The organism is Streptomyces sp. NPDC050147 (assembly GCF_040660195.1).
GTDB lineage: Bacteria > Actinomycetota > Actinomycetes > Streptomycetales > Streptomycetaceae > Streptomyces.
Map to the genome: position 1 here is coordinate 162,762 of NZ_JBFALJ010000010.1, position 21,000 is coordinate 183,761.

Consider the following 21,000-nt stretch of genomic DNA (forward strand, 5'->3'; position numbering starts at 1 on the left):
CGGACTCCCGGGCCATGCTCGCTAGGCCTTGGCCGCCGGGAAACCCCCGGTGGCCACCGGGCCCCAGCGCTCCGGGGTGATCCGGATGATGGACTTGCCCTGCTTGACCATGGCCTCGCGGTACTCGTCCCAGTCCGGGTGCTCGCCGGAGATGTTCCGGAAGTACTCGACGAGGGGCACCACCGACTCCGGGGAGTCGATGACCTCGGCCGTGCCGTCGATCTGCACCCACGGCCCGTTCCACTCGTCGCTCAGCACGATGATGCTGACCCGCGGATTCCGCTTGGCGTTGCGCGTCTTGGCCCGCTCCGGGTAGGTGGACACCACGATCCGCCCGCCGTCATCGACCCCGCAGGTCAGGGGGGAGCCCTGTGGGGAGCCGTCGTTGCGGGCGGTGAGCAGGATGGCACGGTGCCGCGGGCGAACGAAGTCCAGCAACTCCGCAAGGGAGACGGTGGTGTTGGTAGCAATGTTCGGAGCCATGCCGCGCACCTTACGCCGGGGGCGGCGCGGGGGACGTGCCTCGCCCGCCGACCCACCCCATCGGCCCGCAGCGACGAGCTATTCGCCGCAGTCGGCAGCGCACGGGAGGGAACGTGCCGGTATGTCTGCCCGGAGCACGGTTCGCGGCGCTCCGGTGCCGAAGCAGCGGCGCGGCCACCGGACGATAGCGAGGACGGACATACCGGCGCGGCCCCGCCCCACAACCGGAGCAGAACCGCACCCGACACCCGGCGTCCGGCGCCCGGCAGGCACCCGGCCCCCGCCTAGACCTGCGGCAACGCATCCCCCTGCACAGCCTGGATGTCCAGCTCCACCCGCAAGGTGGTCCCGATGGCGGAGATGCCCGCCTGCACCACCTGGTTGTAGTTCATGGCGAAGTCCTCACGCCGCAGCTCAGCCGTGGCCCGGAAGGCAGCCCGGGTCCCGCCCCAGGGGTCGGCGCCCGTGCCGAGATAGCTGAGGTCCAGTTCGACCGGACGTACGACACCGTGCATCTGGAGATCACCCTGCACCGTCCAGCGGTCCGCACCGGCGGGCGTGAGGCCCGTCGAGCGGTAGACCAGCTCCGGGTACCGCTCGACGTCCAGGAAGTCGGGAGACTTCAGGTGCCCGTCCCGCATGCCGTTGCCGGTGTCGATGGACGCGGACCTGATGACCGCCTCGACGCGCGACTTCTCGATGCCCCCGTCGGCCCCGGCGATCTCCACGCGGCCCCCGAACTCGGTGAACCGGCCGTGCACACTGGTGATCCCCAGGTGCTGGGCGACCGCGCCCACGGTCGAGTGCGCCGGGTCGATGGTCCACGGGCCGGGCGGCGGCAGCTCCGTGCCGCCCTGCCGGGCCAGCACGATGTTGCCCACCTCGGCACGGCCGCTCGCCGTGACGAGCGCGGTCGAGGCCACGGGCGCGTAGCCGACCGCGGTGACGATGACGGTGTACGGACCCGGAGGGAGCTCCGTCGCGTCGCGCACGGCACCCTCTCCGTCCGCCGCCGCCCGCAGAACCTGCGTACCGGTCATGTCCGTCAGGGTGACGACGGCGTGCGACACCGCCCACCCGTCGCGCGTCCGAATCCGAGCGCTGAGTCCCATCCCGTTTTCTCCTTGCCAAAGCCAGAAAGCTCAAAAGCTCAAAAAGAGTGCGGCCCCCGGCGGTGGTGACACGGCCGTCCCCTGCCGTGTACGTCACCACCAGCCCGGGGGCCCTTCCCACAACCGGCCCGTGAGCACGCATCCGCTCAGAGCGCGCGCACGGGCCGGGGTCGATTACTCGCCGGGGTGGGCGAGTTCGATGTCGTGGTCGCCGACACCTTCACCGGAGACGGTCAGGCCGGTCGCCACCGGCGGGTAACCGGTCGCGATGACCGTGTACTCGCCGCTGTCCAGGTCGGTGAAGGCGTATGCGCCGTCCGACCCGGTGGTCGCGGTGGCGACGACGTTGCCCGCCGCGTCCACCAGCGTGACCCGCGCGTCGTTCAGCGGACCGCCCGCCGCACGCACCGTGCCGAGCACCTGCGCACCGGAGTTGAGCTCGACCTCGACCCGGGTGACACCGACCGCGCCGACCTCGACGGGCAGCGCCATCGGACGGTGCCCCGCGGCGTTCACCGCGATGGTGACCTGGCCGGGCACCAGCTCGGCGAAGGTGAACTCGCCCTGCTCACCGGTGAGCCCGGTGGCCAGCACGTCGCCGCGTACGTCGGTCACGATGACCATCGCGCCGGCGACCGGCAGCTTGCCGTCGGAGGCCCGCACCACACCGCTGAGGCCGCTCGTGCCGCTCAGCAGGATGTCGTACGCCAGGGCCTCGTCGGAGACGACGATCGTGGAGGCCTGCGGCTGGAAGCCGTCGGCCGACGCGATCAGTACGTAGGAGCCCGCGCCGGGGGCGTCGACCGAGTAGGACCCGTCGCCCTGCGCGACCGCACGGCCCAGCTGCCGACCCCCGAGGGAGATCAGCGTGACCGCGGCCCGCGGGACCGGAGTGCTCTCCGCGCCACGGACGAAGCCGTGGACCGGAGTGCCGCCGACGGTCGGCGGGAGGGCCTCCCCGGTGGCGGACGACGCCACCGCGGCCAGCCGCTGCGTGCCCTCGGGGCCCGTCTCGGCGTGGGCCGCGACGGAGGCGAGGACCGGCTGCTCGTCGGCAGCCGTGGTCTCGGCGGGAGAGGCATCCGGAGTCTTCGACGCCTCGTTGGCCTGCGACAGCGCACCCGACGTACGCAACGGAACCTCCTTGATGAAGATCGTGATCAGGAAAGCGAGGAAGGCCAGCGGGGCGGCGATCAGGAAGACGTCGGCGATGCCGTGCCCGTAGGCGCTCTCCATGACGGTGCGGAACGGAACGGGGAGCTTGTCCAGGTCCGGGATGGCGCCGCCGCCGGTGCCGCCGTGGCCCATCTGCTGGGCCTTCGGGCCGAGGTCGGCCAGGCCGTCCTCCACGTAGTGGGTGATGCGGGTCGACATCACGGCGCCGAGCGCCGAGACGCCGATGGCGCCACCGAGGGAACGGAAGAAGGTGACGACGGAGCTCGCGGAGCCGAGGTCCTCGGGCGGGACCTGGTTCTGCGTGGCGAGCACCAGGTTCTGCATCATCATGCCGATGCCGAGACCCATCAGCGCCATGTAGATCGCGATGTGCCAGTACTCGGTGTCGTACCGCATCGTGCCGAGCAGGCCCAGACCCGCGGTCAGGAGCGCACCGCCGGAGACCAGCCAGGCCTTCCACTTGCCGGTCTTGGTGATGATCTGGCCCGACACCGTCGAGGAGATGAACAGACCCCCGATCATCGGGATCGTCATGACACCGGACATCGTCGGCGACTTGTCGCGCGCCAGCTGGAAGTACTGGCTGAAGAACACCGTGCCCGCGAACATGCCGACGCCCACGAAGAGCGAGGCGAGGGAGGCGAGGGTGATGGTGCGGTTGCGGAAGAGCCGCAGCGGGATGATCGGCTCACTCGCCTTGGACTCGACGAGCAGGAAGAGCAGGCCGAGGACGATCGAACCGCCGACCATGACGCCGGTCTGCCAGGACATCCAGTCGTACTTGTCACCCGCGAAGGTCACCCAGACCAGGAGCAGGCAGACGGCCGCCGTGATGAAGAAGGCGCCGCCCCAGTCGACCTTGACGTCCCGCTTCACGACGGGCAGCTTCAGGGTCTTCTGCAGGACGATCAGGGCGATGATCGCGAAGGGCACGCCGACGTAGAAGCACCAGCGCCAGCCGAGCCACGACGTGTCGGTGATGACGCCGCCGAGCAGCGGGCCGCCGACGGTGGCGACGGCGAAGGTCGCGCCGAGGTAGCCGGAGTAGCGGCCGCGCTCGCGCGGGGAGATCATCGCGGCCATCACGATCTGCGCCAGGGCGGAGAGACCGCCCACGCCGATGCCCTGCACGACACGGCAGGCGATCAGCATCTCGGCGCTCTGCGAGAGACCGGCGACGACGGAACCGCCGACGTAGATGATCAGTGCTATCTGGACCAGGGCCTTCTTGCTGAAGAGGTCCGACAGCTTGCCCCACAGGGGCGTGGTCGCCGTCATCGCCAGGAGCGACGCGGTGACGACCCAGGTGTAGGCGGACTGGCCGCCGCCCAGGTCGCCGATGATTTCAGGCAGGGCGTTGGAGACGATCGTCGACGACAGGATCGCGACGAACATGCCGAGCAGCAGGCCGGAGAGGGCCTCCATGATCTGGCGGTGAGTCATCGGAGCGTTTCCGTCGTGCGACGCTCCGTGCTTGGCGTGGCTGCCCCGCACACCGGATGGTGTGGTTGTTGCCATGGGCTTCCTCTTCGTTACGCGGGTGTACGGGTGGTCTCTTCGAAAGGGAGCCGGGCCGAAGCCGCACGGCAGTCCCCGAAGCTGTCGCGCAGTCGCGCGAGCAGCGTGCTGAGCTGGACGACCTCGTCGTCTGACCAGTCATGCAAGTAGTGGGTGAGTGTCCTGATGGACAGGTCGGACAGCTCATTGACCTTCGCCTTGCCCGTGGGCGTGAGGCGCAGGATCCGGGAACGCTTGTCGGCCGGGTCGGGATCCCGCAGGATCCACTCCTTCTCGGCGACATGGGCCACGTGCCGGCTGGTCACCGACATGTCGACGGCGAGCAGCTCGGCGAGCCTGCTCATCCGCATCTCTCCGTGCCGGTCGATCAGGACGAGTACGGCGGCGGACCCTGCCGGGCAGTCGTGCGGCAGACCTCTTCCGAGACCACGTTTCACGGCGCCGATGGCGCTGAGCTGTCGGGCCAGCTCCTCGTAATGACGCTGCGCGGCCACGGCACCTCCTGTGTTGTTGCTTAGGGCAACGATAAGGACAGTTGGTTGCCGCAGGCAAATTAAAACCGGACCAACGCCCTAAAGAGTCGGTAAAGCTCTGGGGCCCGGCTCGTAAAGTCCGTGGTCAGCGGGGGTTGGGCCGACCCCGGTTGGTTCGCTAGGGTCCTGCGCTATGGCACACAACCCCCAGGGCCCCCAGAACACCCCCGACCCGGCCGGCAGCACGCAGATGTTCCGCGCCTTCGTCGACGAGTCCCCGCAGGGCCGGGCGCAGCAGCCGGCGGCGTCGTCCGCGGGCCCGCGCGTCGGCCTGATCATCGGCGTCGTACTCGCGATCGTGGTGATCGCGGGGGTGGCTTGGCTGGCGCTGAAGTAGACCTCCCGGGCCGAGGGGCTCCCGGGAGCGCCCGCAGGGGCGCGCGGGGCTGCGTGCTCGGCCACGGCGGACCCGCAGGCGAAAGCCCCTCTGCCTACTCCCTTTCCCCTACTTCCACTTCACGGAGACGTCCTGCGTCTCCACATGCATCCCCAGCGGCACCCGCCAAGCCTCGACGCACACGGGCCAGGTCTTCTTCACCGTCTTGCCCGCACCGATGGGCGAGGGCAGCTTCTCGGTCGACTCGATCGTCGCCCAGTCGACGCCGAGCGCACCGATGATGTGCGTCGCGAAGGTCACCGTGCCCGAACGCACCGGTGATTCCCCGGAGTTGCGGAAGGTGACGGTCACCTTCTCGCACCAGCGGTCGTCGGCGGGCTTGCGTTCCGGCGCGCTGACGCTCAGCTTCGCGGGACCGCTGGGATCGCTGGGTCCGGTGCTCGCGCCGCCGTCGGGCGCGGAGGGGCTGCCGCTCGCGCCACCCTCATCAGGGCTCCCTGCGGAGGCGCCTGCCGAACTGCCCTCCGTACGACCGGGCTTGACGTCACCGGTCGAGGAGTCGCCGCTGCTCGTGGAGTCGCCGCTGTCCGCGGTGGCCGGTGAGTCCGAACCAGCCTCGCCGTCGGCTGACTTGCCGGAGGAATCGCTGGAGCCGGGCTCCGGCGACCCGGAGCCGTCAGGCTTGTCGTTGCCGCCCTCGCCGCCCTCGCCGCCCGCTCCGGAAGACGACTCGCCGTCCAGCGGCACCAACTGCACGTCCCCGGTGGGGGCCACGCCGGCACCTGGGGCCCGCTGAGGCCCCGCGGCGGCTGGGCCCGAGGCCACATAGCCGTCACCGTCCGCGCTGCCGCAGGCAGCAAGGAGGCCACCCAGGCACAGGGCGGCCGTGGACGCACTCAGTACGTTCCGCATGCCACGTCGCATCGCGTCAGTGTGGCTGACGGGTCGTCAATTAGGAACCCCGTCAGCATCACCTGTCCCCCTGCGGCGTCTTGGGCCACAGGGGGAGCACCGTCAGTCCGCGATGAGACCTTCACGGAGCTGCGAGAGCGTCCGCGTGAGCAGGCGCGAGACGTGCATCTGCGAGATGCCGACCTCCTCGCCGATCTGTGACTGCGTCATGTTCGCGAAGAAGCGCAGCATGATGATGCGGCGCTCGCGCGGCGGGAGCTTGGCGAGCAGCGGCTTGAGCGACTCGCGGTACTCGACGCCTTCGAGCGCGCTGTCCTCGTACCCCAGACGGTCCGCGAGGGACCCCTCGCCGCCGTCGTCCTCGGGGGCCGGGGAGTCGAGCGAGGAGGCGGTGTACGCGTTACCGACGGCCAGGCCGTCGACCACGTCCTCCTCGGAGACCCCGAGCGCCTTGGCGAGTTCGGGCACGGTCGGCGAGCGGTCCAGCCTCTGCGCCAGCTCGTCGCTCGTCTTCGTCAGCGCGAGCCGCAGTTCCTGGAGGCGTCGCGGAACGCGCACCGACCAACTGGTGTCGCGGAAGAAGCGCTTGATCTCACCGACGACCGTCGGCATCGCGAACGTCGGGAATTCCACGCCTCGTTCGCAGTCGAATCGGTCGATCGCCTTGATCAGGCCGATCGTGCCGACCTGGACGATGTCCTCCATCGGTTCGTTCCGACTGCGGAAGCGCGCCGCCGCGTACCGGACGAGGGGGAGGTTGAGCTCGATCAGCGTGTCTCTCACATAGACACGTTCCGGGCTGTCCTGGTCGAGCGCGGCGAGCCGCAGGAACAGGGAGCGGGACAGGGTGCGGGTGTCGATGGCTCCGGGAGCGCCGGAAACTACTGGACTCACAAGCGCGTCGGGCGCCGATTCGCTCTTCGTGAGCGTGAGCACCTTCGAGCTGCCCTGGTCTGCGGACATGCCACCCCCTTGAGGTCGCGGACGGTCACGGCGGACGCTCCCGTCGGAGGAACGCAGCCTCCACCTGAATACCGGACGCGGGGCTGCGGCAAACGCGGTTCCAGCAGAATGTCACATGTCGGCAACACGCTGTAGTTACATGTCGACAAAGAAGGGTGACATCGATGCAGGAAAGAGGGGGTCTGGGGCTTTTCTGCTCACGAGACCGTCGGCAACTGCCGTGAAGACAGACCACTCGTTACGGTTACGCCTCGATACGGTTTGCGGATCGAAGTCGCGCGAAGCTTCTGGCCAACAGTCTTGACACATGCATCTGGGAAACGCCCAATTCGGCGCTGATCTGTGATTGCGTCAGATTGCTGTAGTAGCGCAGCAGCAGGATGCGCTGTTCGCGCTCGGGCAGTTGGACGAGAAGATGGCGGACGAGATCGCGGTGCTCGACGCCGTCGAGCGCCGGGTCCTCATAGCCGAGCCGATCGAGCAGACCGGGAAGACCGTCGCCCTCCTGGGCCGCCTCCAACGACGTCGCGTGGTAGGAACGTCCGGCCTCGATGCACGCCAGGACCTCCTCCTCGGTGATCCGCAGCCGCTCGGCGATCTCCGCGGTCGTGGGCGAGCGCCCGTGGGTCGTGGTGAGGTCCTCGGTCGCCCCGGTCACCTGCACCCACAGCTCGTGAAGGCGGCGCGGCACGTGGACCGTTCGTACGTTGTCGCGGAAGTACCGCTTGATCTCGCCGACCACGGTGGGCATCGCGAAGGTCGGGAACTGCACGCCGCGCTCGGGATCGAAGCGGTCGATGGCGTTGATCAGACCGATCGTGCCGACCTGGACGACGTCCTCCATCGGTTCGTTACGGCTGCGGAAGCGTGCGGCGGCGTACCGCACCAGGGGCAGATTGGCCTCGATGAGCGCGCCGCGGACGCGGCCGTGCTCGGGGCTGCCCGGCTCCAGCTCCTTGAGCTGGCCGAAGAGCACCTGAGTCAGGGCCCGGGTGTCGGCTCCTCTGCTGCTGGGGGTGCTCGGGGCCGTCTGCGCGTCCTGTGGGCCCGGCGCGCTCGGTGGTCCGGGGTTGCTCGTCTGCGGGGTCACGGGTGGTGCTTCAGGCGCAGTACTGGCCGGCACGGTCAACGCCACCCCTTCTCGGTCAAGCCAAGTCAAGTCCTGTCGAGCTCAGTCAAGATCAGTCGACCTTGGTCAACTCATCCGTCAAAAGCGGTCATAGCATCACAAGACATGTGCACTGTGTGCAAGCACCCGATAACTACGTGTTGGGTGCCAAGTTGGGCCATAAGGCGCAGAAAAGCCCCTCACCGTTCCGGTGAGGGGCCGCTTGGGGCGGGGCGGCTGAGCCGGGTGGCTCAGAACTCGTAGTCGGCGATCACCCACGTGGCGAACTCGCGCCACAGCGCGACGCCCGCCTGGTGGGCCGGGTGCTCGATGTACCGCTTCAGCGCATCGGTGTCCTCGACCGCCGAGTTGATGGCGAAGTCGTACGCGATGGGCCGGTCGGTGATGTTCCAGTCGCATTCCCAGAACGTCAGCTCCGGGATCTGTTCGCCGAGCGCGCGGAAGGCCTTGACGCCTGCGACGACGCGCGGCTCGTCGCGCTCCACACCGTCGTTGAGCTTGAAGAGGACCAGATGGCGGATCATGCGCACTCCTGGGAAGCGGGGAGAGGAGGGTGAGGACGGCGGGCCGACCCGCTCAGTCCTTGCCTCCGTTGGCGACCCACGTCATGAAGTCACCGATGCTCTGAGCGGCGTCCGAGACCGCCTCGAAGCCTATCTGCACGTAGTCCGCGGCCTTGGCGGGGTCAGTGATGATCACGTAGAGCATGAAGACCACGAGCGCGAAGAGTCCGATCTTTTTCCACTGCACCGCCATGCTCTCGGCCTCCCCTTACCCGCTGCGCTCTGTGGCCCCTGTGACGGCGGTGAGTCTAACCCGGCAGTACTCACAAGGTCTTTAAGGACCAACGGCCCCGCAGCGGAGGCCCTTTGCCGCGCCGTTCCGAGACGCGCCGAGCGCAGGATTGGTGATGTGCCCGGCGGATCTGGCAGGAATCCGCCGGCAAGGGACTGGCCCCACTGCGGGGCCGCGCGCCGTCGGCTTCCCCCCGAAAGACGGCGCCGGCTTGAGGGTTCCAGTCCTCATCGGGGGGAGCGGCTTGTCCCCCCGATGCCGTTCCCCCCGTCCTGACGGGAGAGAGCAGAGAGCCCCGGTGTCCTCGTGGTGCCGGGGCTCTCGCGCGCGTGCAGGTCTTCTCGGGCGGTGTGTGCGCGGCCCTTTCGGCCCGCCCCCCGGAAACGACGAAGGCCCCGTCCTCGCGGACGGGGCCTTCGTATCAAGAGCGGTAGCGGTGGGATTTGAACCCACGGTGAGTTTCCCCACACTCGCTTTCGAGGCGAGCTCCTTCGGCCGCTCGGACACGCTACCGAGAGGAACTCTAGCCCAAAGTGGGCCGTGGTCAGAAATCGGTTTGTCCGAGGGCCCCCGCCGCCCGTGGGAGACCCGCTCAGCGCCCCCGGAAGAAGCGGGTGAGCACCCCCGCGGTCTCTTCCGCGAGTACGCCCTCGATCACCTCGGGGCGGTGGTTGAGCCTCCTGTCCCGCACGACGTCCCAGACGGAACCGGCGGCCCCCGCCTTCTCGTCGCGCGCCCCGTAGACGACCCGGTCGACCCGGGACTGGACGAGCGCCCCCGCGCACATCGTGCACGGCTCCAGGGTCACCACCAGCGTGCAGCCGGTGAGCCGCCACTCCCCGAGCGCGGCCGCGGCCCGGCGGACGGCGAGGACCTCCGCGTGCGCCGTCGGGTCGCCGGTCGCCTCGCGTTCGTTGTGGCCCGCCGCGAGCACCGTCGTGCCGTCCGGGGACAGCACGACGGCGCCGACGGGCACATCGCCGCCCTGGGCCGCCAGTTCGGCCTCGGCCAGGGCGAGCCGCATGGCGGCCCGCCAGCGGTCGCGTACGGGATCGGCTTCCCGGTTGGGTACCGGATCGGCTTCCCGGTCGGGTACGGGCGGGGCGATGTGGTTGTTCCGGTCGGTCACACCGGGAATCTATCGGTCACACGAGGAGCCGCCCTTCGGTCACACCGTGACCCACGGGTCACACCGGGCCCATGGGTCACGCCGCGAAAACCTAGCGGACTGTCTCGAGCACCTCCGCCGCCCCGAGGATCTCGGCGATGTCGCTGAGCGCGTCACCGGGTTCCAGACCGAGCAGCTCCTTCTCGGGCACGCCGAGGTCGATCAGGAGCTCGGAGTCGCCGAGGGGCCCAGCGGGCAGCACGTCGTCCGAGGCGTCCTCCGTGTCGTCGTCATCGGCGGAATCGGGGACGGCCGCGGACTCGGCGGGTTCGCCGTCCTCCGTGCCGTCCAGGTCGAGGGCGTCCAGATCGACGCCCGGATCGTCGGTGCCCGGCTCACGGCCGAGCATCTCGTCGGTGAGCAGGATCTCGCCGTACGCACTCCGGGCGGCCGCGGCCGCGTCCGAGACGTAGATACGAGGGTCCTCCTCACCGTCCACGCGGACGACGCCGAACCAGGCGCCCTCCTGTTCGATGAAGACGACGACGGTGTCGTCCTCAGCGCTGCCGGCCGTGGCCTCGCGGGCCAGGTCGGTCAGATCCGACAGGGTCTCCACATCGTCGAGCTCCGTGTCGCTCGCTTCCCACCCGTCTTCGGTGCGCGCGAGCAGTGCGGCGAAGTACACCGTGACTCTCCCACTGGTCATAGACAGTGCCGGTTGACGGTTTGGGTGTCCCCCCGGCGAGTTCGGGGAGCGGGGGAGTTGCTGTTCCATGCCCCGCCCACTCGGAATCGTGGCAGAAACCACGGCCTGAGGAGAGGTCTTCCGCCCGCTGTGTCCGCGTCGCGTTTTCCGGACAGCTCCCCGACGCCTGCGTGAGAGGTGGCCGCTACCAGCGGAACGTGCGCATACGCATCTGCTGACGCATCCGTGCCGCCCGGGCGCGGCGCGGCTTCACACGGTCGCGGAGCTCGAGGGCCTCCGCCCGTTCGTGCAGGAACTGGGCGCGGCGGCGCCGGCGCTCGGCTTCGGTCTCGCGGTCCGACTCTCGGCCACCGGGCTCTCTGTCCGGCATGGGCAACACCACCCCAGGTCGTACGTCCACTTTCCCCCGGACAGCGGGTTTGATGCCAGAGCGGCGTCTTCCGGGGGGCTCGGTGAGGTGCGGAGTTGTCGGTCTCGGGGGCGTCCGGGGGGTCCCGGGCGCGGTTACCGTTGCAGTTATGCGTATCCACGTCGTCGACCACCCGCTGGTGGCGCACAAACTCACCACGCTGCGCGACAAGCGCACCGACTCCCCGACCTTCCGACGCCTCGCCGACGAGCTGGTCACCCTGCTCGCGTACGAGGCCACCCGGGACGTGCGCACCGAGCAGGTCGACATCGAGACCCCGGTCACTCCGACGACCGGCGTCAAGCTGTCGCACCCGCGCCCGCTGGTCGTGCCGATCCTGCGCGCCGGGCTCGGCATGCTGGACGGCATGGTGCGGCTCCTGCCCACCGCCGAGGTGGGCTTCCTCGGGATGATCCGCGACGAGGAGACCCTGCAGGCGTCGACGTACGCGACCCGCATGCCGGAGGACCTCTCCGGGCGTCAGGTGTACGTCCTCGACCCGATGCTGGCCACCGGCGGCACGCTCGTCGCGGCCATCCAGGAGCTGATCAAGCGCGGCGCGGACGATGTCACCGCCGTGGTGCTCCTCGCCGCGCCCGAGGGCGTCGAGGTCATGGAGCGCGAGCTCGCGGGCACGCCGGTGACGGTCGTGACGGCGTCGGTGGACGAGCGGCTCAACGAGAACGGCTACATCGTTCCGGGCCTCGGCGACGCCGGAGACCGGATGTACGGGACCGCGGAGTAGCACTCAGCGGCCCTTTCGGGCAGCAGCGCTCAGCAGTCTTTCTTGCCGTTGGACGTCGAGGGCGCCGGCTTGGGTTTGGCGAGTACCGCCAGAGCCTTGTCGGCGTCCTCTTTCTTTGCCAGATCCTTGAACTTGTCGCCCAGGATGAGGTCCACCTCGCCGCCCTTGCGGGCGTCGGCCCGGCTCTCGGTGCCCGCGAGCTGTGTGCCGAGGACCGGCAGCGCGGTGTCCGTGGCGGTCTTGGCGCCGAGCAGTACCCCGGTGCCCTTGACCTTCTTGTCGTACGCCTTCGGCGCGTTGTCCACCTTGCCGATGGTGAAGCCGCGCTTCTTGAGCTCGGCCGCGACGTCCTTGGCGAGACCGGAGCGGGGCGTGGCGTTGAAGACGTTGACCTTGACCTGGGCCGGCTTGGGCAGTGCCTTGGGGGCGGCCGGCTCGGTTGAAGGGCCGGGCCTGGTCGCGCAGTGGCCGCGCGAGCTCGCCGCGGTGGCCTTGCCGCCGCCCGTGAAGACGTCGATGAGCTGCAGTGTTCCCCAGCCGATCAGGCCGACCGCCATGGCGGACGCGACCACCGCGAGCACGATCCTGCGGCGGCCACGGGGGCGGCGCATTCGCGGGTATTTGGCCCCCGTGATGCGGTATTCGCCGCCCATGCCGGGGGGAGTGAGCATGCTCATGGGCGCAGCGTAATGCGGCGACGCCGTGATGCCTACTAAATGATCATTGGCTTGGGCTCAGTCCAACCCGAAAGGGCCAATGAGGGCGTGCGCGAGCGCGGGCGCCGGGTGGGGCGAGGTGGGATGGGGTGCGATGGGCAAGCGTGAGGTCACGCGTGAGAGCGCGCATGAGGGCATGCGTGAGAGCGGGCGTGAGGGCATGCGTGCCCGGTGTCGCGGCTGTGCGCCGTTGTCAGCCCAGTTCGAGTACGCGGGCGTGCAGCACCTGGCGCTGCTGGAGCGCCGCGCGGACCGCGCGGTGCAGTCCGTCTTCCAGGTACAGGTCGCCCTGCCACTTCACCACGTGCGCGAAGAGGTCGCCGTAGAACGTCGAGTCCTCCGCGAGGAGGGTCTCCAGGTCCAGCTGGCCCTTGGTCGTCACGAGCTGATCGAGGCGGACCGGGCGCGGCGCGACGTCCGCCCACTGCCGGGTGCTTTCCCGGCCGTGGTCGGGGTACGGCCGGCCGTTTCCGATGCGCTTGAAGATCACACGGAAAGCCTACCGGGCAAGGCTCTCCGGGCGCAGCCATGGAGACGGAGTGTGACTCTGGGAAATGCCACCGGAAACCGGGGCAAACCGGGAACACTCAAGCCGGGAGCAGGGGCAGAAGTGAGCGACAGCCGACCGATGCCGTCCATGACGGGGCGCGCGAACCCCTCTAACGTGTCTTCGCCGGTCACGAGGGTGACGCCCGGAAGGGAAGGTTCCGGTAGGGGTGCGGCGCTGCCCCGGGAAGCGATGGAGATCATCTCCGGGTACGCCTTCGCCGGGCCGGCGCTGGACCTCGGCGCGCTCCTGTGGGACGGGCGGTGTCTGCCCGACGCCCAGGTCCGCATCCCGCTGGCCATGCTCAACCGGCACGGGCTCGTCGCGGGGGCGACCGGCACCGGAAAGACGAAGACCCTCCAGCTCATCGCCGAGCAACTGGCCGCGCAGGGCGTGCCGGTGTTCCTCGCCGACATCAAGGGGGACGTCTCGGGGATCTCGGTGCCCGGGGAGAGCGGCGAGAAGGTCGCCGAACGGGCGCGGGAGGTCGGGCAGACGTGGGAGGCGACGGGCTTCCCGAGCGAGTTCTACGCGCTGGGCGGGATCGGCACCGGCATTCCCGTGCGGGCCACGATCACGAGCTTCGGCCCCGTGCTGCTCTCGAAGGTGCTCCAGCTGAACCAGACGCAGGAGCAGTCGCTCGGCCTGATCTTCCATTACGCCGATCAAAAAGGGCTCGAACTGGTCGATCTGAAGGACCTGCGGGCCGTGGTGACGTTCCTGACGTCGGACGAGGGCAAGTCCGAGCTCAAGGGGATCGGCGGGCTCTCCACGGTCACCGCGGGCGTCATTCTGCGGGCACTGACCGCCTTCGAGGCGCAGGGCATGGGGAACTTCTTCGGGGAGCCGGAGTTCGACACGAGCGAGTTCCTGCGGGCGGCGCCGGACGGGCGGGGCGTGGTGTCGGTCCTTGAGCTGCCCGCCGTACAGGACAAGCCGCAGCTCTTCTCGACGTTCCTGATGTGGCTCCTCGCGGATCTCTACCACGACCTGCCCGAGGTGGGCGACGTGGAGAAGCCGAAGCTCGTCTTCTTCTTCGACGAGGCGCACCTGCTCTTCAACGGGGCGTCGAAGGCGTTTCTGGAAGCGATCACCCAGACCGTGCGGCTGATCCGCTCGAAGGGGGTCGGCGTCTTCTTCGTGACGCAGACGCCGAAGGACGTCCCCGGGGATGTCCTCGCCCAGCTGGGCAACCGCGTCCAGCACGCGCTGCGGGCCTTCACCCCGGACGACCAGAAGGCGCTGAGGGCGACGGTCCGGACGTTCCCGAATGCGGCGTACGACCTGGAGGAGACGCTGACCGCGCTCGGCACGGGCGAGGCGGTGATCACCGTACTGAGCGAGAAGGGCGCGCCGACGCCGGTGGCCGTGACGCGGTTGCGGGCGCCGGAGTCGCTGATGGGCCCGGCGGAGGCGGGGGCGCTGGAGGGGGCGGTGAAGGGGTCGGTGTTGTACGGGCGGTATGCGGAGGCGGTGGACAGGGAGTCGGCGTACGAGAAATTGACCGCGCGTCAGGCGGAGGCGGAGGAGGCGGCCGCGGAGGTGGCGGCGGCCGCGGAGGCCGCGGAGGCCGCGGCGGAGAGGGCGGAGGGGGCGGGGGGTGGTAAGGCGGAGGCTTCGGGTTCCGTGGTGGATCAGGTGGTGGGGAGCGGGATCTTCAAGTCGCTCGCGCGGTCGTTGGGGACGCAGATCGGGCGGGAGATTTCACGTTCGGTGTTCGGGACGGCCCGGCGCAGACGCGGACGCTGAGGCCGGCGGGGGCGCCGGGCGTCCGCGTCTGCGCCGGTGGTGGGGCGGAGGGGGGTGGGGGCAGAGGGGGTGGGTGAAGGGGGCTAGCGGTCGTTCGGCTCGGGCCGGTCCTCCTGCCGGCCTTCTTCGTCGGCCTGCGAGGGTGCGGGGTTGGGTGCGGGGCTGGGGTCGGGGGCGTTGCGTACGGCTTCGGCGCGGAGGAGTGCGTGCATGGCCGCGTACGGGTCGATGGGCATGGGTGTCTGTCCTCAGTTCGCTGCTGCTGGTGCTTGGTGGTGGGGCTGTCGGCCCGAGCGGGGCGCGGCCTGTCAGCAGCGGAGGACGACGGAACGCGGGGCGGGGAGGTGGCCGAGGCCACCGGTGGGGAGGGGGCGGCTTCGGCGGGGGCCGCGGGGGCGTGTGGCTCGGTTGGCGAGGGGGCTGGGGCGTCGCGTGGGTACGCGGAGTGCGCTGTCGGCGGTTTCCTGGTGAGCCTCGCCTGCGGGCTCGCTGGAGACGGCCGCGGGTGGCGGTGGGGCTGGGGCGGCTTCCGTGGGGGAGGCGGGGGCGAGGACGGTGCCGAGGAGTGCCAGAAGGATGAGGGCAGCTCTGAGCCACGCGGGGCGGGGTGACGCGGCGCGACTCATGAGGGGTCATGTCCCCCGGGGGAACCTGCTTGCTGTTCCTCGGCGCCGAGATCCCCTCTGTTGGACTACGGAGGGGGTGCGGGTGCGGGGGCGGGTGGCGCTGGCGGTGCGGGCGGGGGTGGGTGCGGCGCTTGCTCGCCTTGGGGTGGGTGCGGGTGTGGGCAGGTGCGGTGCTTGCTCGCCTTGGGGTGGGTCGGAGTGCGGGTGTGGGCGGGTGCGGTGCTTGCTCGCCTTGGGGGTTGGGCCGCGCCGGTACGTCCGTCCTCGCTGTCGTCCGGTGGGCGCGTGGGTGTTGCGGCACCGGGTTGCTGCGGCACCGGTGGATCTCGCGGTCACCCCAGCCGTGGGGCGGGGCCGCGCCGGTATGTCCGTCCTCGCTATCGTCCGGTGGCCGCGTGGATGCTTCGGCTCCGGAGCGCCGCGAGCCGTGCTCCGGGCGGACAAACCGGCACGTCCCCTCGCGCGCGCTGCAGGCTGCGGGCGGTCGGGGGCTGGGCTCCCCTGGCTTGGGGGTACATGGGTTGCCCGGTTGCCCTTCCGCTCCCCGCCGCGGCTTTCCCACCCGGTCACACGGGCTGCACGCCCCCTCCCCCCCGAGTCGATCCCGGCACCGCGGGGCAATCGGGCGGGTGGGTGGGAAAGGCTTGTTCAGGCAGGGGCGGATGCGGGGTAATCGGGTGGGTGGGTGGGGAAGGCCTGTTCGGGGAGGGTGCAGCTGCGGGGCAAGGGTTACTTGGGGGAGGACTTGGCTGCCGCCTTGAGCTGCTGCTTGTGGGCGCGGACTCGCTGCAGGGATTCGGGCCCCTTGATGTCCGCGACCGAGCGGTACGCGTCCGGCTCCCCGTACGCCCCCGCCGCCTCCCGCCAGCCGGCAGGCCGTACGCCCAGTTGCTTGCCGAGCAGGGCCAGGAAGATCTGGGACTTCTGCTTCCCGAAGCCCGGGAGGTCGTTGAGGCGCTTCAGGAGGTCCTTGCCGGAGTCGGCGCCCTCCCACAGGGCGGTGGGGTCGCCCTCGTAGTGCTCCACGAGGTACGCGCACAGCTGCTGAATCCGCTTCGCCATCGACCCCGGATAGCGATGCACCGCCGGTTTGGCGGAGAGCAGCGCGGCGAACTCGTCAGGGTCGTACGCCGCGATCTCGTGCGCGTCGAGATCGTCCGCGTTCAACCGCCGCGCGATCGTATGCGGGCCCGCGAACGCCCACTCCATCGGAACCTGCTGGTCAAGCAGCATCCCGACGAGAGCGGCCAGCGGACTGCGGCTGAGGAGCGCATCGGCCTCCGGCTCCTGGGCCAGGTGCAGGGTGATGTCGTTCATGGAGCCGATCATCCCGCGTGGCGCCGGGCTTCGCCTGGTGGCCCCGGGGCGCGGAAATCCGCGTGCGTCCCCGGGCTGCCCCCACCTACCATCGCCCCATGTCTACGCCCCGCATCTCCTAGCCAGGACACCGGTCTCCACGTCACCCGTGTGTCCATTCGCTACTGCGGAGCGTTACCCCATGATCACCGCCCGACGCATCGACGTCCGCGTCGGCGCCCGGCTCCTGCTGGCCGGCGCCTCCTTCCACATCGCCCCCGGCGACCGCATCGGCCTCGTCGGCCGTAACGGCGCGGGCAAGACCACCCTCCTCAAGGCCCTCGCGGGACAGGTCGCCCCGGCCGCGGGCACCCTCACCCGCACCGGCTCCCTCGGCTACCTGGCCCAGGACCCCGCCGCCGCCGACCCGCACAGCACCGTCACGGCCCGCATCCTCTCCGCCCGCGGCCTCGACCGGGCCGCACGAGCCCTGCGTACCGCCGAGAGCGCGATGGCCACCGCCGAAAGCGACGCGGAGCAGCAGCGGGCCATGGCCGCCTACGCCCGCGCCGACGACGCCTTCCAGGCCAGGGGCGGGTACGCCGCCGAGGCGGAGGCCGCCCGCGTGGCCGCCGGGCTCGGCATCCCCGAGCGCATGATGGACGCGCCGGTGGGCCACCTCTCCGGCGGCCAACGGCGCCGCGTCGAGCTGGCCCGGATCCTCTTCTCGCGCCACGACACCCTGCTCCTCGACGAGCCGACCAACCACCTGGACGCGGATTCGGTGGGCTGGCTGCGCGGGTACCTCGGGTCGTATCCGGGTGGGCTCGTGCTGATCAGCCATGACACCGGACTCCTCGCGGACACCGTCAACCGCGTCTTCGCGCTCGACCCGGGCCGCGCCGCCCTCGACGTACACAACACCGGCTGGCACACCTACCTGTCCCAGCGGGCCGCGGACGAGCGGCGCCGCGGCCGTGAGCGGGCCAACGCGGAGCGGAAGGCCGCTTCGCTGCGCAGCCAGGCGGAGAAGATGCGCTCGCACGTCGCCACCGCCACCGCCGCGAAGAACATGGCCCGCCGCGCCGACCGGATGCTCGCCGACACCGAGCCCGTGCGGAGGGGCGATCGCGTGGCGCGGATCCGGTTGCCCGAACCCGCGCCGTGCGGGCGTACGCCGCTCGGTGCGATCAGTCTGGTGAAGGCGTACGGGGGTCATCAGGTGCTCAGGGGTGTCGATCTGGCCGTCGACCGGGGCAGCCGGCTCGTCGTCCTCGGGTTCAACGGGGCCGGGAAGACCACCCTCCTGCGCCTCCTCGCCGGGGCCGAACTCCCGGACAGCGGGCGGGTGGTGCACGGTCACGGTGCGCGGCTCGGCTACTTCGCGCAGGAGCACGACACCCTGGACGGCGGGATGACGGTGCGTGAGAACCTCGCCGCCGCGGCGCCCGGCCTCACGGACGGGGAGGTGCGGGGCGTCCTCGGGTCGTTCCTGTTCCGCGGGGACGACGCCGACAAGCCCGTATCGGTGCTCTCCGGCGGCGAGAAGACCCGGCTCGCGCTCGCGGGGCTCGTGCACTCGGGGGCGAACGTGCTGCTCCTCGACGAGCCGACGAACAACCTCGACCCGGCGTCGCGCGACGAGGTGCTCGGCGCGGTGGGCACGTATCCGGGAGCCATCGTGATGGTCACGCACGACGAAGGGGCCATCGACGCGCTGCGGCCCGATCGCGTACTGCTCCTGCCGGACGGGACCGAGGACCTCTGGAGCCCCGACTACAGGGACCTTGTGGCGCTCGCCTAGCCGAAACCGGAACCGGAACCGAACCGCATCCCGCGGCGGCGCTGGGGCCGCGCGGCGACCGTGCCCGCCCGGCCCCCAGCGCTGCGGGCGTTCTCCCTCGCGCGCGGAGCTACGGGGTCTCTCAGCCGGGCCCGCGATGCGCCGGACCTGCACAGGGGGCCGCGAACAGACGGACCGACAACAGGGGGCCGCAAAGCGACGGCACGGCCCCCTGTGCTTGCCTACCCCGATGAGCCGAACCCCAGCCCTCCGTAGCGACACCCCCGTCCGCCCCCGCCGAGCCCCCGACCTCCCCGCCTGCGTGGAAGCCCTCGCTCAAGTGCACAAGGCCGACGGCTACCCCACCAACTGGCCCGCGCACCCCGCCGACTGGCTGGCCGGGGGCTCGCTCATCGGGGCCTGGGTCGCCGAGCTCGACGGGCGCGTCGCGGGGCACGTGGCGCTCTGCCGCAGCGGCGCGGACGACGTGGCCCCAGCGCTGTGGAGCGAGCGCGAGGGCGTGGGTGCCGAAGAGACCGCCGTGGTCAGCAGGCTGTTCGTCGCGCCGGGCGCCCGCGGGCACGGGATCGGTGCCCGGCTGCTGGCGCGGGTCGTGGCCGAGGCCGGGGAGAGGGGGTTGTACCCCGTACTGGACGTCGTCGCCTCCGACACTTCGGCCACAGCCCTCTACGAACGTACGGGCTGGCAGTTCCTCGGCACGGGCGAGCAGCACTGGAGCCCGCGGCAGACCGTGACCGTGCGGTGTTATGCCGCACCGGAATCCGCGGCTCCGCCGAGCTGAGCCACTCCGTGGCCCCGCCGAGCCGAATCAATCCGTGACCCCGTCGAGCCGAGTCACCGCGTCCCGCAGCGCGTCGATCAGCCCCCGTACCGCCGGGCGGTCCGGCGCCGGGCCCCGCACCGCCGCGTAGATCGACCGGAGCGGCACCGGATTGCGGACCTCGCGGACGACCACACCGGGGTGGGGCGCGTCCAGGCCGAGTTCCGGTACGAGGCTGACACCGAGACCCGCGGCGACGAAGCCCTGCGCCGTGGCGTAGTCCCCGCTCTCCACCACGAAGTCCGGGCTGAAGCCGGCCGCACCGCACGCGTCGAGGATGGGGTCGAGGCAGGGGCCCGGCGACTCGCTCGCGACCCACGGTTCGTCGGCCAGGTCCGTCATCTCGAGCCGCTGCTTCACGGCGAGGGGATGGCCCGCGGGGAGCACGGCGTGGTAGCGGTCATCAAGAAGATGCTCGAACCGGACGCCGTCCACGCCCAGTTGGTCCGGCGGCCTGACCACCAGAGCGAGGTCGGCCTGCCGGTCCCGCACCGCGGGCATCGGATCGTCGGGGTCCGACAGCTTCAACTCGACCTGCACACCGGGTTGCGCGCGCCGGAGCGCGGCCAGGGCCGGGGCGACCAGCGGCGCGCCCGCCGTCGTGAAGTACCGCATGGAGACCCGGCCCGTACGCCCCGCCCGCAGCTCGGCGAGCGCCGTCTCCGCCTCGGCGATCTGCTTGCCGATTACCACCGCGTACTCGGTGAGCAGCCGCCCGGCGTCCGTCGCCCGCACCCCGCGGCCGGTGCGCTCCAAGAGGGCGATGCCCGCCTCCTTCTCCAGGGCCGCCATCTGCTGGCTGACCGCGGAGGGCGTGTACCCGAGGTTGCGTGCCGCGGCGGTCACGGAGCCGCTGGTGACCACTGCCCTGAGGACCTGCATGCGCCGCGTATCAAGCATGCAGTTCAGCTTAATCCTGCTCCGGAACCCTTGCGCACAACTAACAGGGTGGGGGCCTGGTCGCTGGATAAGGTCAAACACTTAGTGAGCGACAACTGACCGTGTCACGACGCAAGGAGCGGACCATGTCTTACCCGGAGCCCCGCTATCTCGGCGAAGAAGGCGAGATCAACGCCGTGTTCAGACCGGCCGACCAAGAGCCCGAGCTGGTCCGCCCCGGCGGCAACCGCACGCACTATCTCGCGACCCACGCCTCCACCGGCGGCGAATTCGGCCTTTACAAGGTGGACTTGGGCCCGAAGTCCCCCGGACCGAGCACGCACTTCCACAAGTCGATCTCGGAGTCCTTCTTCGTCCTGTCCGGCCAGGTCCAGCTCTACAACGGAGAGCGCTGGATCACCGGCGGCCCCGGGGACTTCCTCTACGTCCCGGTCGGCGGCCTGCACGCCTTCAAGAACGACAGCGACGACCCCGCCTCCATGATCATGCTGTTCTCCCCGGGCGCCCCGCGCGAGGAGTACTTCGAGCAGGTCGCGGAGATGGCCCAGAAGGGCGGCAAGGAATTCGGCGAGTTCCTCGTCAAGCACGACAGCTTCTTCGTCGAGCGCTGAGGGCG

23 protein-coding genes and 1 tRNA gene are annotated in these 21,000 nt (G+C 70.5%); 6 read left to right on the forward strand and 18 right to left on the reverse strand.

Going from position 1 to position 21,000, the window contains the following annotated elements; genetic code table 11:
• Positions 1-21 precede the first annotated feature (21 nt).
• The 4 genes from AB0I94_RS17865 to AB0I94_RS17880 form a co-directional block, all read right to left on the reverse strand.
• Positions 22-483: a PPOX class F420-dependent oxidoreductase gene (locus AB0I94_RS17865; RefSeq protein ID WP_363310503.1), complete on the reverse strand. Its 462-nt coding sequence runs from the start codon at positions 481-483 to the stop codon at positions 22-24.
• A gap of 284 nt (positions 484-767) precedes the next feature.
• Positions 768-1,595, reverse strand: coding sequence for a YceI family protein (locus tag AB0I94_RS17870; RefSeq protein WP_363310505.1), 828 nt, complete (start codon positions 1,593-1,595; stop codon positions 768-770).
• Positions 1,596-1,769: 174 nt separating this feature from the next.
• Positions 1,770-4,289: a DHA2 family efflux MFS transporter permease subunit gene (locus tag AB0I94_RS17875; protein ID WP_363310507.1), complete on the reverse strand. Its 2,520-nt coding sequence runs from the start codon at positions 4,287-4,289 to the stop codon at positions 1,770-1,772.
• Between the two features lie 14 nt (positions 4,290-4,303).
• Complete coding sequence (locus tag AB0I94_RS17880; RefSeq protein WP_363310508.1) at positions 4,304-4,783, reverse strand: MarR family transcriptional regulator; 480 nt, start codon at positions 4,781-4,783, stop codon at positions 4,304-4,306.
• Between the two features lie 172 nt (positions 4,784-4,955).
• Between AB0I94_RS17880 and AB0I94_RS17885 the strand changes: the two genes are divergently transcribed.
• Positions 4,956-5,159: a hypothetical protein gene (locus AB0I94_RS17885; protein ID WP_363310509.1), complete on the forward strand. Its 204-nt coding sequence runs from the start codon at positions 4,956-4,958 to the stop codon at positions 5,157-5,159.
• A gap of 108 nt (positions 5,160-5,267) precedes the next feature.
• Here the strand turns inward: AB0I94_RS17885 and AB0I94_RS17890 are convergent, their stop codons facing one another.
• The 9 genes from AB0I94_RS17890 to AB0I94_RS17930 all read right to left on the reverse strand — a co-directional run bounded on the left by AB0I94_RS17890 (position 5,268) and on the right by AB0I94_RS17930 (position 11,142).
• Positions 5,268-6,083, reverse strand: coding sequence for a hypothetical protein (locus tag AB0I94_RS17890; RefSeq protein WP_363310511.1), 816 nt, complete (start codon positions 6,081-6,083; stop codon positions 5,268-5,270).
• Positions 6,084-6,173: 90 nt separating this feature from the next.
• Positions 6,174-7,034, reverse strand: coding sequence for an RNA polymerase sigma factor SigF (locus tag AB0I94_RS17895; protein WP_363310512.1), 861 nt, complete (start codon positions 7,032-7,034; stop codon positions 6,174-6,176).
• Between the two features lie 244 nt (positions 7,035-7,278).
• A complete protein-coding gene (locus AB0I94_RS17900) occupies positions 7,279-8,157 on the reverse strand; it encodes a SigB/SigF/SigG family RNA polymerase sigma factor (RefSeq protein WP_363310513.1) in 879 nt (292 codons plus the stop codon).
• 236 nt (positions 8,158-8,393) lie between these two features.
• A complete protein-coding gene (locus AB0I94_RS17905) occupies positions 8,394-8,687 on the reverse strand; it encodes a Dabb family protein (protein WP_363310514.1) in 294 nt (97 codons plus the stop codon).
• Positions 8,688-8,739: 52 nt separating this feature from the next.
• Complete coding sequence (locus tag AB0I94_RS17910; protein WP_160505981.1) at positions 8,740-8,919, reverse strand: hypothetical protein; 180 nt, start codon at positions 8,917-8,919, stop codon at positions 8,740-8,742.
• 467 nt (positions 8,920-9,386) lie between these two features.
• Positions 9,387-9,471: transfer RNA gene (locus tag AB0I94_RS17915), tRNA-Ser, on the reverse strand.
• A gap of 79 nt (positions 9,472-9,550) precedes the next feature.
• Positions 9,551-9,982: a tRNA adenosine(34) deaminase TadA gene (tadA, locus tag AB0I94_RS17920; RefSeq protein WP_363310584.1), complete on the reverse strand. Its 432-nt coding sequence runs from the start codon at positions 9,980-9,982 to the stop codon at positions 9,551-9,553.
• Between the two features lie 196 nt (positions 9,983-10,178).
• Positions 10,179-10,751, reverse strand: coding sequence for a hypothetical protein (locus AB0I94_RS17925; protein ID WP_363310585.1), 573 nt, complete (start codon positions 10,749-10,751; stop codon positions 10,179-10,181).
• 205 nt (positions 10,752-10,956) lie between these two features.
• Positions 10,957-11,142 (reverse strand): hypothetical protein, encoded by a 186-nt coding sequence (locus tag AB0I94_RS17930; RefSeq protein WP_363310515.1) that lies wholly within the window; start codon positions 11,140-11,142, stop codon positions 10,957-10,959.
• Between the two features lie 148 nt (positions 11,143-11,290).
• Here AB0I94_RS17930 and upp point away from each other — a divergent pair, with 148 nt between their 5' ends.
• On the forward strand, positions 11,291-11,926 hold the full coding sequence (upp, locus tag AB0I94_RS17935; protein WP_160505979.1) for a uracil phosphoribosyltransferase: 636 nt from the start codon (positions 11,291-11,293) through the stop codon (positions 11,924-11,926).
• 29 nt (positions 11,927-11,955) lie between these two features.
• Here the strand turns inward: upp and AB0I94_RS17940 are convergent, their stop codons facing one another.
• Entirely contained in the window at positions 11,956-12,603 is a 648-nt protein-coding gene (locus tag AB0I94_RS17940; RefSeq protein WP_363310516.1) for a LytR C-terminal domain-containing protein, read from the reverse strand.
• 232 nt (positions 12,604-12,835) lie between these two features.
• Positions 12,836-13,132, reverse strand: coding sequence for a type II toxin-antitoxin system VapB family antitoxin (locus tag AB0I94_RS17945; RefSeq protein ID WP_003955420.1), 297 nt, complete (start codon positions 13,130-13,132; stop codon positions 12,836-12,838).
• Between the two features lie 249 nt (positions 13,133-13,381).
• Between AB0I94_RS17945 and AB0I94_RS17950 the strand changes: the two genes are divergently transcribed.
• Positions 13,382-14,938, forward strand: a complete 1,557-nt coding sequence (locus tag AB0I94_RS17950; protein WP_363310517.1) for a helicase HerA-like domain-containing protein — start codon at positions 13,382-13,384, stop codon at positions 14,936-14,938.
• Between the two features lie 83 nt (positions 14,939-15,021).
• Here AB0I94_RS17950 and AB0I94_RS17955 read toward each other — a convergent pair whose 3' ends face one another.
• Both AB0I94_RS17955 and AB0I94_RS17960 read right to left on the reverse strand, forming a co-directional pair.
• Positions 15,022-15,174, reverse strand: a complete 153-nt coding sequence (locus tag AB0I94_RS17955; protein ID WP_363310518.1) for a hypothetical protein — start codon at positions 15,172-15,174, stop codon at positions 15,022-15,024.
• A 1,119-nt stretch (positions 15,175-16,293) separates the two neighbouring features.
• Positions 16,294-16,881: an HhH-GPD-type base excision DNA repair protein gene (locus AB0I94_RS17960; RefSeq protein ID WP_363310519.1), complete on the reverse strand. Its 588-nt coding sequence runs from the start codon at positions 16,879-16,881 to the stop codon at positions 16,294-16,296.
• A 181-nt stretch (positions 16,882-17,062) separates the two neighbouring features.
• Between AB0I94_RS17960 and AB0I94_RS17965 the strand changes: the two genes are divergently transcribed.
• Both AB0I94_RS17965 and AB0I94_RS17970 read left to right on the forward strand, forming a co-directional pair.
• A complete protein-coding gene (locus AB0I94_RS17965) occupies positions 17,063-18,664 on the forward strand; it encodes an ABC-F family ATP-binding cassette domain-containing protein (RefSeq protein ID WP_363310520.1) in 1,602 nt (533 codons plus the stop codon).
• Positions 18,665-18,893: 229 nt separating this feature from the next.
• Complete coding sequence (locus tag AB0I94_RS17970) at positions 18,894-19,445, forward strand: GNAT family N-acetyltransferase (RefSeq protein ID WP_363310521.1); 552 nt, start codon at positions 18,894-18,896, stop codon at positions 19,443-19,445.
• Positions 19,446-19,472: 27 nt separating this feature from the next.
• Here the strand turns inward: AB0I94_RS17970 and AB0I94_RS17975 are convergent, their stop codons facing one another.
• On the reverse strand, positions 19,473-20,384 hold the full coding sequence (locus tag AB0I94_RS17975; protein WP_363310522.1) for a LysR family transcriptional regulator: 912 nt from the start codon (positions 20,382-20,384) through the stop codon (positions 19,473-19,475).
• Positions 20,385-20,509: 125 nt separating this feature from the next.
• Between AB0I94_RS17975 and AB0I94_RS17980 the strand changes: the two genes are divergently transcribed.
• On the forward strand, positions 20,510-20,995 hold the full coding sequence (locus tag AB0I94_RS17980; RefSeq protein WP_363310523.1) for a cupin domain-containing protein: 486 nt from the start codon (positions 20,510-20,512) through the stop codon (positions 20,993-20,995).
• Positions 20,996-21,000 lie beyond the last annotated feature (5 nt).